The organism is Streptomyces sp. 8K308, from assembly GCF_004348315.1.
In the GTDB taxonomy this organism is placed as follows: Bacteria; Actinomycetota; Actinomycetes; order Streptomycetales; family Streptomycetaceae; genus Streptomyces.
In genome coordinates this window covers 1-12,475 of record NZ_SMKC01000205.1, presented here as the reverse complement: position 1 = coordinate 12,475, position 12,475 = coordinate 1, and the positions used below count along the sequence as shown (strand labels likewise).

The 12,475-nt window shown below is 69.6% G+C and carries 9 protein-coding genes and 2 pseudogenes; 3 read left to right on the top strand and 8 right to left on the bottom strand.

Annotated features, from left to right (window positions below):
* Nucleotides 1-108: 108 nt before the first annotated feature.
* Nucleotides 109-639, bottom strand: a complete 531-nt coding sequence (locus tag E1265_RS24110; RefSeq protein ID WP_243741071.1) for a recombinase family protein — start codon at nt 637-639, stop codon at nt 109-111.
* A gap of 97 nt (nt 640-736) precedes the next feature.
* Here E1265_RS24110 and E1265_RS24105 point away from each other — a divergent pair, with 97 nt between their 5' ends.
* Nucleotides 737-880, top strand: a complete 144-nt coding sequence (locus E1265_RS24105; RefSeq protein WP_243741070.1) for a PmrA — start codon at nt 737-739, stop codon at nt 878-880.
* Between the two features lie 165 nt (nt 881-1,045).
* On the opposite strand, the gene E1265_RS24100 is transcribed toward E1265_RS24105, so the two are convergent.
* The 4 genes from E1265_RS24100 to E1265_RS24085 form a co-directional block, all read right to left on the bottom strand.
* The gene (locus E1265_RS24100) at nt 1,046-2,437 is read right to left on the bottom strand and encodes a CoA transferase (RefSeq protein ID WP_132933094.1); all 1,392 of its coding nucleotides are present in this window, start codon (nt 2,435-2,437) and stop codon (nt 1,046-1,048) included.
* A 289-nt stretch (nt 2,438-2,726) separates the two neighbouring features.
* Nucleotides 2,727-3,188, bottom strand: coding sequence for a Tn3 family transposase (locus E1265_RS24095; RefSeq protein ID WP_132933093.1), 462 nt, complete (start codon nt 3,186-3,188; stop codon nt 2,727-2,729).
* Between the two features lie 93 nt (nt 3,189-3,281).
* Nucleotides 3,282-3,857 carry a transposase gene (locus tag E1265_RS24090; RefSeq protein WP_132933092.1) on the bottom strand — a complete coding sequence of 192 codons (576 nt, stop codon included), beginning with the start codon at nt 3,855-3,857 and terminating at the stop codon, nt 3,282-3,284.
* Between the two features lie 78 nt (nt 3,858-3,935).
* A complete protein-coding gene (locus E1265_RS24085) occupies nt 3,936-6,761 on the bottom strand; it encodes a glycoside hydrolase N-terminal domain-containing protein (RefSeq protein WP_132933091.1) in 2,826 nt (941 codons plus the stop codon).
* 515 nt (nt 6,762-7,276) lie between these two features.
* On the opposite strand from E1265_RS24085, the gene E1265_RS24080 reads away from it, so the two are divergent.
* A complete protein-coding gene (locus tag E1265_RS24080; RefSeq protein WP_207931187.1) occupies nt 7,277-8,611 on the top strand; it encodes an alpha/beta hydrolase in 1,335 nt (444 codons plus the stop codon).
* Between the two features lie 72 nt (nt 8,612-8,683).
* Here E1265_RS24080 and E1265_RS24075 read toward each other — a convergent pair whose 3' ends face one another.
* Entirely contained in the window at nt 8,684-9,400 is a 717-nt protein-coding gene (locus E1265_RS24075; protein ID WP_207931186.1) for a divalent metal cation transporter, read from the bottom strand.
* A 205-nt stretch (nt 9,401-9,605) separates the two neighbouring features.
* Here E1265_RS24075 and pcaC point away from each other — a divergent pair.
* Nucleotides 9,606-10,067: pseudogene (gene pcaC / locus E1265_RS24070) on the top strand (4-carboxymuconolactone decarboxylase); the annotation flags it as partial.
* 132 nt (nt 10,068-10,199) lie between these two features.
* Here pcaC and E1265_RS24065 read toward each other — a convergent pair.
* Complete coding sequence (locus E1265_RS24065) at nt 10,200-11,702, bottom strand: non-reducing end alpha-L-arabinofuranosidase family hydrolase (protein WP_132933089.1); 1,503 nt, start codon at nt 11,700-11,702, stop codon at nt 10,200-10,202.
* Nucleotides 11,703-12,046: 344 nt separating this feature from the next.
* Nucleotides 12,047-12,475: pseudogene (locus E1265_RS24060) on the bottom strand (RICIN domain-containing protein); the annotation flags it as partial.

Genomic DNA, 12,475 nt, shown 5'->3' with positions numbered 1-12,475 from the left:
GGTGATCCAGCTACTCGCGGGCCGGGACGGCGTGGACGTCGTGGCGATGACCAGGCGGAAGTTGCCAGCCAACTCGCTCCCGCCGCGCGTGGAGGTCGCTGTCGCCGACTACGCCGCCCCCCCGACGTCGCTGGCGCGCAGCTCCTCAGCGAGGGTGGCGAGGTCGATGCCGCGGCCGAGGCGCTTGTGCTCGTGCACGACGAGGGTCACGGCGACGCCGGAGGCCCGGATCTCGCGGGCGAGGGTGACCGCCTTCTCCAGCTCCGGACGTTTGGTGGCGCGGGTGGAGATCTTCTCCGAGAAGACCCGGGTGACCCCGGCCGCCGCGAGGGCGTCGAGCTGGGAGTCGAGCGACTGGCGGGCGGTGGACGCGCGGGCGTAGCCGAGATGGACGTGCCCGCCTGGTTCGGTGCCGGTGGTCCGCGGGCGGGGCAGCTCGATCCAGGCCGAGCCCGGCTTGCGCACGGCGGGAGTCGGCACGCTCAGCGCCTTGGCGAGTTGGGGCACGAGGCGGAAGCGGGCGGTGTGGTACTGGATGGCCACCCTGCCCTTGCCGGTCCGGCACGGGGAGCCCGCAGGGGCGGCGCAGGTGGACATCGGGCAGTCGTGCGATTCCACGCGCTTGAAGTCGTCGTTCACGACCCGGACTGTTTCATGGGAGCGTTCGCCGCAGGTGGACCACTGGGAGGCCGGGTGTTTCACGAGCGACCACCTATGAAACACGCTTCGTCCCTCCGTGGCAGAGCCAGGAGTCACACCGATACTGCTGGCCCGCTCCCGCAACGCCTCCGAGCGGCCCCTGGGACGTCACACGCCCGGCGTCACCGCAGTCGCCCAGGTCGTCGCCTCCCGCACCCCAGCCGCCCGCCGCAAGCACTGAAGATCAACCACTGGCGGCTTCGGGGACTTACATGCCGATACCTGTGCCCGGTGGTGACCGGCTGGCGGCGGCACGCGGGGCGTACTCGGCGACATGGCCGTCCGACTCCCGGCGGACCGTGACACGGCCGCATGTGTCTGACGGGCGCACCGCCCTGGAGCTTCGTTAAGCACCGCCCCCCCACACCGGGGCGTCCGTACCCCACAGACCCGGCGGGCGTGCCCAGTTCACCGGGCCTCCCTCGTACGACACCGGCGGCAGCGCGTACCGCAGCCGGCCCATAGGGCTGTCGGTCTCGGTCACTCGGCGCCCAGCGTCGAAGCCGTCCTCCTCACCCGGAGCGGGGGGCAGGACGTGGACCAGCCAGTGCGCGGTCTGCGTCAGGGCCAGGCGGACCAGCCGGGTACCGCCCGTGCGGTGCTGCTCGGTGAGCGCGCGCAGCACCCCGGCCGCCAGCAGATAGCCGGTACCGTGGTCGAGCGCTTGGGCGGGCAGCGCGCCGGGCGAGTCCGACGAGCCCTCGAGCTCGGCGATGCCGGTGGCCACCTGGACCAGGCTGTCGAAGCCGCGCCGCCCGTGCCACGGCCCGTAATGGCCCCACGCGGACAGCTGGGCTATCACGAGCCCCGGACGACGCCCGGCGAGCGCCTCGGGCGTCAGCCCGAACCGGTCCAGCGCGCCCGGCCGGTAACCGGTGACCACCACGTCCGCCTCGTCGAGCAGTTCCTCGAAGACCCGGCGGCCGGTGGCGTCACCCAGGTCCACGGTGGTCGAGCGTTTCCCCATGCCCGTGTCGTTGTGGGCCTCCTGACTCTCCGGCAGATGTGGGGCGTCGATCCGCAGCACGTCCGCGCCGAGCAGCGCCAGCGTTCGGGTGGCGACCGGCCCGGCGAGCACTCGGGTCAAATCCAGGACGCGCAGCCCCGCGCACGGCAGCGCGGCATCACCGAGCACCCGGCCCGGGGCGTCGTCGACGCGCGTCGTCGTCAGCAGCGGCTGCCCCGCGACCAGGGCCCCCTGCGTGCTCTTGGCCCATTCCTCGGGGCTGCGTGTCGCGACGGCGAGACCGCCCGCCGCGTACACGGTCTCCTCCAGCTCCAGCGCGGTATGCCCCGCGATCGCCTCGGCCACGGCGTCCACCGCCTCCTCGCCGATGTTCCCCGGCACCCCGAGAGCGGCGAGCAACCGGGCCCGATGGTGCGGGTAGTTGGCGTGCGTACGGACCCATCCATCGGCCGCCCGCCAGAACCGGGACAACGGTGCGAAGGTCGACCACGCTTGCCCGTCGACCCGCACCAGTCGGTCGCTGAGGAACGCCGTCGCGACTGACTCGTCGTCGACCCGCACCTGGGGCACGGGCCGCCCCGTGCGTACGGAAGTCAGCTCGGCGGCCGCGAGCGAGCACACCGCGACGGTGGCCCGTGCCAGTTCCATAACGGGCAGCCGCGCCGGCAGTCCCCCGGACGGACCGCTGTAGGACACCCGGTCAAGCAGAGAAGAATTGGCACCCAGTGCCGCCCAAGCCTGCGACGCACCTGTGAAGTTTGAAGAGTTCACGCGGACATCGTGGCACTAAGTGTCGCCTGCCGGGAAGATTCCGGGCACCACGCACCCGGGCCCCTCGCCGACGTACTACTGAGCGCAAAGCGTCCGCCTTCAGGTCGGGTTGCGGAAGTAGGCGCGGGCGACGGAGGCCAGGTGACGCCAGTTGTCCGCCACCTTCGTCGCGACTGAGACCTTGGGGAACGTCAGCGTTCCTCCTCATCGGCCGGGAGCTGTTTTGTGGCGGGGAGCCCAGCGGCGAGGGCTGACACCAGCGGCAGGAACGAGACGCGGGCGCCCCCGTTCAGCCCAGCCCGCCCAGGTCGGTGCCGCCGATCTCCGGACGGGAGCGCATGTCCGGCTTGACCTCGCCGTAGGGGCGGACGTGGGTCCAGAAGAGCGGGGTCAGGCCGCGCCGGTCGGCCGGGGTGAGCAGGTCGGACCACCGGGGCTCAGTGAGGACGTCCTGGAGCATAAGGGTGTTGATGTACACCAGCGATGCCTGGAGGATGCGCAGGCACAGCGCGGCCATCTCGACCTCTTCACGCCGGTTGGTGGAGATCTCACCGCCCTTGCCGTAGTAGATCACCGCATGCGCCGCGTTCCAGGACTCCACCACGTTCCGTCCGTGCCGCGTGTAGTGCTTCAGCAGCAGCGCGAAGCCCAGCCGCGTCCCGCCTCGTTTCCCCGCAACGAGCTCCAGCTCGTCATCGAGCACGGTCCAGTGCTCGACCAACTCGTCCATGCCCACCGGCTGCCGACTCATGGCCGCATGCGGGAGCACCCCAGGTCACAACCGCGCCCGCCGGGCCACAGGACGAGGCAAACGTTGCCTGATACGGCACTACTGATCTTTTCGTTAGTTCTGTGGGGGTGGTGGGTGGACGGTCAACCCGGTGTGGGTGAGGAAGGACCATGGCAGTTGGTGGTTCTGGTTGATGCGGTGGATGCCTTGTTCGGTGGCGTCGGCGACATCGGCGAGGTGGTCGCCGGCGAGGTTGGCGAGTTCGCGTTTCTTGAGGGATGACCACAGCGGTTCCACCGGATTGAGCTCGGGTGCGTAGGCGGGTAACCGCTCGAGGGTGAGCCAGTCCTGATCGGCGGCCCAGGCGCGCATGGCGCGGCTCCAGTGGGCGGACAGTCCGTCCCAGACCAGCACGACCCGCTCCTCGCGGTAGAACACCTTGAGCTGTTTGAGGACCTCGATGAGAGCGGTGGTGTCGTAGCTGCCGGGCTTGAGGTGGAAACACAGACGGGGACCACGGTCGGGATCGGTGGCGTGGTAACCGAGAGCCGCGGCCATCGAGGCGCGCTTCCAGTTCAGCCGATACCGCAGCAGTGGAGTGCGGCCGCGGGGCGCGTAGGTGCGGCGGACCTGAGGCAGCAGCGACACTCCTGACTCGTCGAGGAACACGATCCAGGCACGTGTGTTCACCGCCCCCCTTTGATGCGCGGCTCTCTTGGTGATCGGGCCAGGGTTCCCTGGCCCGATCACCGGGACACGCGGGGCCGGTCAGCCGGTGACGAGGTCGAACGACTCCGCGGTGCCGATCGCGGTCTTGTTGGCGATGAGCGCGGCGGCACCCGCGTTGTCGGCGCACACGTACTGGTTGTTGGCCTGGGCGCGCAGGCTGACGGTGCCGTTGGCGTTGTTGATCCGCTGGAAGGTCTCCCAGGCCCCGATGGCGGTCCGGTTGGCGATCAGCGCCGAGGCGCCGCCGTCCTCCGCGCACACGTACTGGTAGTTGGCGTGGGACCGCAGCGCGACGTTGCCACCGCCCAGGTCGATCAGGTCGAACCGCTCCCACTGCCCGATGGCCGTCCGGTTGGCGATCAGCGCCGAGGCGCCGCCGTCCTCCGCGCACACGTACTGGTAGTTGGCGCGGGAGCGCAGGCTGACCACCGTCGTGGCGCGGGGGGTGAGCTGATAGGTGGTGCCCGCGGCGGCGGTGAACGACACGACGGTGGGCTCCGGCCGTTGCACGGTCACCCACTGGCCGCCGGCGGTCACGTCCACCGGGACGCCGGTGCGGACTCGGACCGCGCCGGCGGCGCGGGGACGCAGGATGGCCTGGGTGATCAGACCACCCGCCCAGGTCATATCGACGGTGTGGCCGCCCCTGGCGAGCAGACCGGTGACCTGCCCGGCGGGCAGGGCCGGTGGGAGGGCGGGCAGGAGGTGCACCTCGCCGGCGTGGGAGTGCAGGAGCCATTCGGTGATCCCGGCCGTGGCGCCGAAGTTGCCATCGATCTGGAACGGCGGGTGCAGGCAGAACAGGTTGGGGGCGGTGCGGTCCGGGGTGAGCTGGTCGCGCAACAGTTCGTAGGAGCGGCTGCCGTCCTCCAGCCTGGCCCAGAAGTTGATCTTCCAGGCCAGCGACCAGCCGGTGCCGGCGTCGCCCCGCCGCTCCAACGTGACGCGCGCCGCCTGGGCCAACGACGGGGTGCCACGAACGGTGATCTGGTTGCTCGGGTGCAGCCCGTAGAGATGGGAGACGTGCCGGTGGGTCTGCTCGGGGGCGCCGGCGTCCCAGTCCGCCTGCCACTCCTGGACCTGTCCCTGCGCGCCCACCCTGGTCGGCGCGAGGCGGTCGCGCAGTGACAGGACCCGAATACGGAAGTCCGCGTCGGTGCCCAGCAGCGTCGAGGCGTCGGCGACGGCCTGGAAGAGATCCCGGATGATCTGCATGTCCATGGTGGGACCGGCACACACGGAGACGCCCGAGTGATGGGAGTTCTCCGGCGAGTTCGAGGGGTTGGTCACCATGAACCCGGTCCCCGGGTCCTGCACGAGGGAGTCGACGAAGAACTGCGCGGCCCCCCTGAGAGCGGGATAGCGGGCTCGCAACGCGGTCAGGTCACCGGTGAAGCGGTAGTGCTCCCAGATGTGCAGGGCCAACCAGGCGCCACCGGTCTGCCACATGCCCCACAGCGCCCCGTCGACGGGCGCGGTGCCGCGCCAGCCGTCGGTGTTGTGATGGCACACCCAGCCACCGGCGCCGTACTGTGTCCGAGCCGTACGCGCCCCGGTGACGGCCAGGTCGTCCACCATCCTCAGGACCGGCTCCATCAACTCGACGAGGTTGGCGGGACCGGCCGGCCAGTAGTTCATCTCGGTGTTGATGTTGATCGTGTACTTCGAGCTCCACGGCGGGCGCAACGCGTCGTTCCAGATGCCCTGGAGGTTGGCCGGCTGGGAACCGGGCCGGGAACACGAGATCAGCAGGTAGCGACCGAACTGGAAGAACAGGGTGACCAGCTGCGGATCGTTGCCGCCGGCGAAGTTGGCCACCCGCTGGTCGGTTGGCAGGTCGACCGCCGACGTCGACCCCAGGTCGAGACTGGTCCGGTCGAAGAAGCGCTGGTAGTCGGCTACGTGACGCGACCGCAGGTCGTCGTAGGCGCGGCTGGCCGCCGCCGACAGCGGGGAGAGGGCGCGGGCGTTCTGGTCGCCCGTCAGGTCGGCGTAACTGGTGTAGTTGGTGCCGATGGAGATCAGCAGGGTCACGGCGTCCGCGTTGGTCACGGTCAGGGTGCCGCCCGAGCTGCGCACCGACCCACCCGTGGCGCGAGCCGTGGCCAGGGCCCGGAACCGGACCCGGCCGGCGAGCCCGTCGACGGTCTCGCCCGCCCCGTCCAGGCCGACCGTGAGCTGGTCCAGCGAGTGACGGCTGCTGGACTGCGGGCTGTCGAAGGTGGCGGAGAACGAGATCCTGCCGGCCGTGCCGGCCGTGAGCCGAACCACGATCACCTGGTCCGCGGCGCTCGCGAACACCTCGCGGGTGTACGCCACCCCGTCACGGGTGTAGCGCGTCAGGGCGATCGCGGTGGTGAGGTCGAGTTCACGGTGGTAGTTGGTCGCGCTCCCGCCCGAGGAGAAGTTCAGGCGCAGGTTGCCGACCGTCTGGTAGGGCATCTGTCCTCGCGGCGTGCCCATGAACTGGCTGTCGATGAGCGACTGGGCGGCGGACCACTCGTTGTTGAAGACCCGGCGTCTGATCTCCGGGAGGTTGGCCAGGCCGTCGGGATCGGCCGGGTCGTAGGGTCCGCCGCCCCAGACGGTGTCCTCGTTCAACTGGAGCTGCTCACTCTGCACGCCGCCGAACACCATGGCGCCAAGGCGGCCGTTGCCGATCGGCAGCGCCCGCAGCCATTCGGTGGCCGGGCTGGTGTACCACAGGCGCAGGGGGTGCTCGGCCAGCGGCCGGTCGGACGTGACCCCGCTGATCGATTGGGCCTGCGCGGGCGAGGCGGTCAACGCGCCGCCAGCGGCACCGGCGGCCACGCCCGCGGCGGCGGACAGGGCCAGGAAGTGCCTGCGGTTGGTCTGCGGAGGCATCAGCGACTCCTGTGTCGGATGGGGTGATCGACGATGAGGGCGTGGATCGGCAATCTTCCACGGGAGCGCTCCCACCCCAGGGTAGGCAGAGCTGCTCCCCGGCTTCCGAATGAATTCGAGGAAGGCCTCCGATCAATGCGACGGCGAGGGAACCGTAGAAGCCCCCACTTTCACCGTCAACCCCTGCGACCAGTTCGCGTCTTCGTCGCATGCTCGGGGAGCATAGTGAACATCTCCGACGTTTCGCGCGCTGGTTGGCCCGCCAACCCAGCTCTTTTCGCGAATCATGCTCGAATCGCGTCGTGACTGTTGACGCCTCCCGCTCCCTGCCTACCATCCATAGTTGTCTGATGTTTCGGTCGACGTCTGACATGTCGAACCAGCCTCGTCTCACGTCATCCCACCTCGGAGGCCACTGCCCCACGCGGCCCGACCGCCGGATGTCCGAGGGACCGGGCGCGCGTCCAGAGTCCACGCCTCACGCAGCCTCCGCACGCTTCTCACGAGGAGTCATCATGTCCTTACGACGACGCGCCGTTCTGGGAACCTTCCTTGGTTTGAGCGCGGCCGGCATGGGCGCCTCTCTGCTCGGCGCCACGCCGGCACAGGCCGCCACCAGGCTCCTGGACGCACCGAGCCAGCGCTTCGCCATCGGCGTGCGGGAGTATGCCTGGAGCCGCGGTAGCCGCCGGCTGACCACCCGGATCTTCTACCCGGCCACCGGCAGTCCGGGTGGCAACCCGGTTCCCAACGCCCCCGTCGCGAGCGGCGTCTTCCCCATCGTGGAGTTCAGTCACGGCCTCGGCGGCAACCCGGAGAGCTACGCGCCGCTGGTCCGCCCGCTGGCCGAGGCCGGCTTCGTCGTCCCCGCTCCCGTCTTCCCCACCACCTCGACCGGCACCCCGGGCAACATCCAGGATGTCTACAACGGCAACCAGTCCATGGACGTCTCTGAGGTCATCACCCGTACCCTCGCCCTCAACACGACCGCGGGGGACCCGCTCGCCGGGCACCTGGACACGGCCGTCGGCGTCGGCGTGGCCGGACACTCCCTCGGCGGCATGACCACCCACGGCCTGCTCACCGCCTGGCCGGACGAGCGCGTCGCCGCCGCCGTGCCCTTCGCGTGCGTGGACATGGGCAATCCGTCCAGCCGGGTCACGGCCAACGTCCTGTTCGTTCACGGCGACCAGGACCCCGTCTGCCAGTACTCCTCCGCACGCCAGGCGTACACCGAACTCCCGGCGCCCAAGGCGTTTCTCACCCACCGTGGCACGGGGCACGACCAGTACATCTGGAGCGGCTACAACCACACCCAGACCGTCGCCACCTACCTGGACTGGATGCGCTGGAGCCTGTACGGCGACACGGCCGCCCGCGACCGCCTCCCCGCGGATGCCACCTCCGGCACCACGACGACCACCTGGGAGGCCCTGCTCGCTCCTCCCCCCGCCGGCTCGGTGATCAGCCTCCAGTCCCGAGCCAACAACCAGTATGTCTGCGCGGAGAACGCCGGGACCGGTCAACTCATCGCCAACCGCACCGCCATTGGCCCCTGGGAACGGTTCGACCTGATCGACCTCGGTTCCGGCGCCGTGGCCCTGCGTTCCCACGCCAACAGTCAGTACGTGTGCGCCGAGAACGCGGGAGCCGACCCGCTCATCGCCAACCGCGCGGCCGTGGGAGCCTGGGAGACCTTCCAGCGGGTGAACAACGCCGACGGCTCCGTCAGCCTGCGAGCGCAGGTCAACTCCCGGTATGTCAGCGCTCAGAACGGCGGATCACAGCCGCTGGTCGCGAACGCCACGACGATCGGCGCCACGGAGTCGTTCGACCTGGTCACAGGCTGATGTGCCGCCAGGTCGCCACCGCACCGGTGGCGCGGTGGCGACCTGGCCGGGGGTGGTCTCAGAAGATCTCGGTCAGGAGCCGGTAGCAGGTGGCGAGGATCGCGATGAGTCCCAGGACGCCCAGGGCGTTCTGCCAGGGGCGGGGCCCATCAGTTCGGCGTTGTTGGCCAGGACGAATAGCAGCACGCCGAGCACGGGGGCGAAGACGACGGTCAACGCCTGGGCGGTGTTGAGCAGTTGCTCGGGAGACTTTCCGCCGTTGATCAGGGTGACGGCGAGGCCGAAGGTCAGGACGAGGCAGATCAGCGCCTTCACGCGGCGGTTGTCGAGTGCGTTGCCCCAGCCGATGCCGTCGGCGAGGAGCGTGCCGCCGGCGGTGGCGTCGGCGATCACCGAGGAGAAGGCGGCGGCGAAGAAGCCGAGGGCGAAGACCTTGGAGCCCGCGGTGCCGGCGACCGGTTCCAGGACGCCGGCGAGTTGGGCGAGGGAGGTGGAGTCGGTGCCGCCGCGGTCGACGGCCACTGCCGCGACGATGATGGCGAGGATGGTCATGAGGCCCGGGGCGACGATGCCGGGGATGGTGTCGCCGAGGGTGATGGTGCGGTACTGCTCGCGGCTCAGGCCGCGCTCCCGAGCGGCGTATCCGGTGTAGAAGGCGGCGCTGATGGAGAAGTTGGTGCCGACCCGCCAGCAGGCCGACCCCGGCGGGCACGGTGGGCGTGAAGCCGGCGCCGGCGGCCGACCAGTCCACGCGTGAACGAGCCCCTTGAGACCCAGGGGCCGGGACACACACCACCCGATCACGCTGTCGCCCTCACCTGTCCCGCGGCGAACGGTCCTCCCCCCAGCACGTCCGGCCCAGGCCTGATGGCGCCGCCACACCGCAGGGAGCAGGCAGCCGACAGCCCAGAGACATTGACGGACCCCTCCGGCGTGGCAGCATCCCGCCACCTGATTGGCGAAGAGAATTTCGCCCGCCGCTGCTGTTCGGGGCACCGAGCTGCCCGATGCCGCCCATCTGACGCCGGCCGAGCGTCCCGAAGCCGTACTCGCCTCCCTGCGCGGTCACTTCGGGCCTGGCAGCCAAGACGGCATGGCGGTACGCCGCGCCGTTCTCGGTGACGCGCACGTGGACCGTGCCCAGACCGCCACCACACCCTTCACCGCACGTTTCCAGGAGTTCATCTCCCGGTACGCGTGGGGCGACGTCTGGACGGATCCCACCCTGAGCAGACGCGAACGCAGCCTGGTGACGCTCACCGCGCCGACCGCCCACGGGCACTGGGACGAACTCGCCATGCACGTCCGAGCCGCTCGCGGAAACGGCCTCAGCCAGGACGAGCTGGCCGCGCTCCTGCTGCAAACTGCCGTCTACTGCGGCGTTCCCGCGGCGAACCGGGCCTTCGCCATCGCACAACAGGTGTTGTCGGACGAGACGCCTCCCAACCACGACTGATCGCGCGCAGGAGCCGTCTCGCCAGGCGAGTGTCACGCCCTCCTCCCCGAACCGATGGCAGACAGGGCCCCCAGCCGTGCACCGCACGCGGGGGCCCTGAAGGTTGTCAAGCGGCTGTGTTGGCTGGTCGATTTAGCAGGGCGAGTTGGTCTGGGTGAGCAGGCCCATGCGCCAGGGCAGTTGGCTGTAGTCGCCGCCGGCGCTCGGGTCAAGTCCCTGGTAGAGGAACTGGAGTCGACACGGGTTGATGGTCATGGTCTGGTCGTTGCCCGCCCTCAGCAACTCACCGTGGCTGAAGTCCTGCGTCCAGACGGGGGTTCCGGATGGGAAGGTCACGTTGTTGGAGCGGGCGAAGGGGTTGGACTCCGTGCCGTGCAGCGGGGTCCACGGTCCGCTGATGCTGCTTGAGGTGAAGGACCGGTACCAGCGGCGGCCGTTGGAGCCGATGGCCTCCTGGAGCAGCAGGTACTCGTTGCTGTCGCCGAGCTTGTAGACCGCGGTGCCCTCGAAGAGGTTGTTGCGGTTGGAGTCCTGGAGGGCGATGACGGTGTTCCCGAAGCCGTTGGGGAAGTTCGCCACCGAGGTCTGAGCCCGGTAGATGTGGCCGTTGTCGTCGCTGGAGAACAGGTGGCAGTTGGCCGTGTCGCAGATGACCCAGTAGTCGAGCCAGGCCCCATTGCCCATGTTCTGCCGGACGATGTCGGGCACGCTGCTCATGAAGTTGCGCGGCGTCGACCACGACCTCGGGTTGCTGGGGTCGCTGCTGACCGAGTACGAGGGCAGTCCGGTCTGGTAGACCAGGTACCACAGGCCCTGCGGCGCGAAGTAGAACACGTGGGGGGCGGCCCGGTACCCGGTGCCGACGCCGGACGCGGTGTCGAGGAACGTGTGTTGCGCGCCGGCCATCTGCGACCAGTCGGGCGCCGCGAAGTGCACCAGGTTCCAGCCTCCGCTCCGGCTGGCGGTGGTGGCGTAGATCTGCCACTGGTTGTTGTGCCAGACCACCGAGTAGTCCTTGATGGAAACGATGTTGTGCGTGGCGTCCGACCTCGGGCCTGCCAGGACACCGCTCGAACTCCACCGCATGGACGAGGGCAGTGACGAGTCGGGTGGGGTGGTGCCGCCCCCGACGCGCACGAGTTGCCACTGCTGGTTGGCGCCGCCCCAGTCGGCGTACTGGACGATGGTCGCGCCGTCGCTCGTGGACGCGCCCTGCGCCTCGACGGCCTTGCCACTGTTGCGGTTGATCAGCCGTACGTACCCGCCGTCGGAGTCGGCGAGCCGGAACTGCTGGTTGGCGGTGTTGTTGTCGGCCCACTGGACGATGCCGCCGCCATCGGCCGTCGAGAAGTTGTAGACGTCAAGCACCTTCCCCGAATGCCTGGATCTGAGCCGGTAGTAGCCGCCACCCGAGTCCACGAACTGCCACTGCTGCTGCGCCTGGTCGTTCCGCGACCACTGCGTGATCCGCGCCCCGTCGTTCGTCGCCAGGTTGTACACGTCCAACGCCTTGCCGCTGTTCCGGTTCACCAGCACATACCAGGCGTTGGTGTCAACGGTCGCCGCCGAGGCGGGCGCGGCTCCGACGACGGTGACCAGGCTTGCCAGGAGGGAGGTCACAATGAACGCGATCATGGTGCTCAGCCGGCGACGTCGCCGGGACCAGCGGCGCGACTGTCCCGCCACGGGGGTCCGCGGCGCGGAAGTCGCGGAGTATCTCGCCCCATCCAACATGGGAGCGCTCCAATTCTTGTCAGGGCCACACCTCGCTGACCGCGCGCGTGACCACCGGGAGGGAATCCGCCTTCAGTTGCCAGCGCTCCGGTTGCTATCCGTACCGGTGATGCCGGTGCTGTCACCAGGCGGACGGTGACGGCGGCGGGGAAGGCGGACCGCGCCTTCCCCGCACCAGCCCGGTGTTCCCGATCGCGCATGCCCACGCAATCGGGAACACCACCTGGCCGTCGCCGGGCGCGTCAGCCGAGGCGCACGAGTTGCCACTGTTGGTTGGCGCCGCCCCAGTCGGCGTACTGGACGATGTTCGCGCCGTCGCTCGTGGACGCGCCCTGCACCTCGACGGCCCTGCCGCTGTTGCGGTTGATCAGCCGTACGTACCCGCCGTCGGAGTCGGCGAGCCGGAACTGCTGGTTGGCGGTGTTGTTGTCGGCCCACTGGACGATGCCGCCGCCATCGGCCGTCGAGAAGTCGTAGACGTCAAGCACCTTCCCCGAATGCCTGGATCTGAGCCGGTAGTAGCCGCCACCCGAGTCCACGAACTGCCACTGCTGCTGCGCCTGGTCGTTCCGCGACCACTGCGTGATCCGCGCCCCGTCGTTCGTCGCCAGGTTGTACACGTCCAACGCCTTGCCGCTGTTCCGGTTCACCAGCACATACCAGGCGTTGGTGTC

Bases quoted from the DNA above. Each gene is read 5' to 3' on its own strand.
- E1265_RS24095 (WP_132933093.1), bottom strand. From the start codon at position 3,188: ATGAGTCGGCAGCCGGTGGGCATGGACGAGTTGGTCGAGCACTGGACC.
- E1265_RS24085 (WP_132933091.1), bottom strand. From the start codon at position 6,761: ATGCCTCCGCAGACCAACCGCAGGCACTTCCTGGCCCTGTCCGCCGCC.
- E1265_RS24080 (WP_207931187.1), top strand. From the start codon at position 7,277: ATGTCCTTACGACGACGCGCCGTTCTGGGAACCTTCCTTGGTTTGAGC.
- E1265_RS24065 (WP_132933089.1), bottom strand. From the start codon at position 11,702: ATGATCGCGTTCATTGTGACCTCCCTCCTGGCAAGCCTGGTCACCGTC.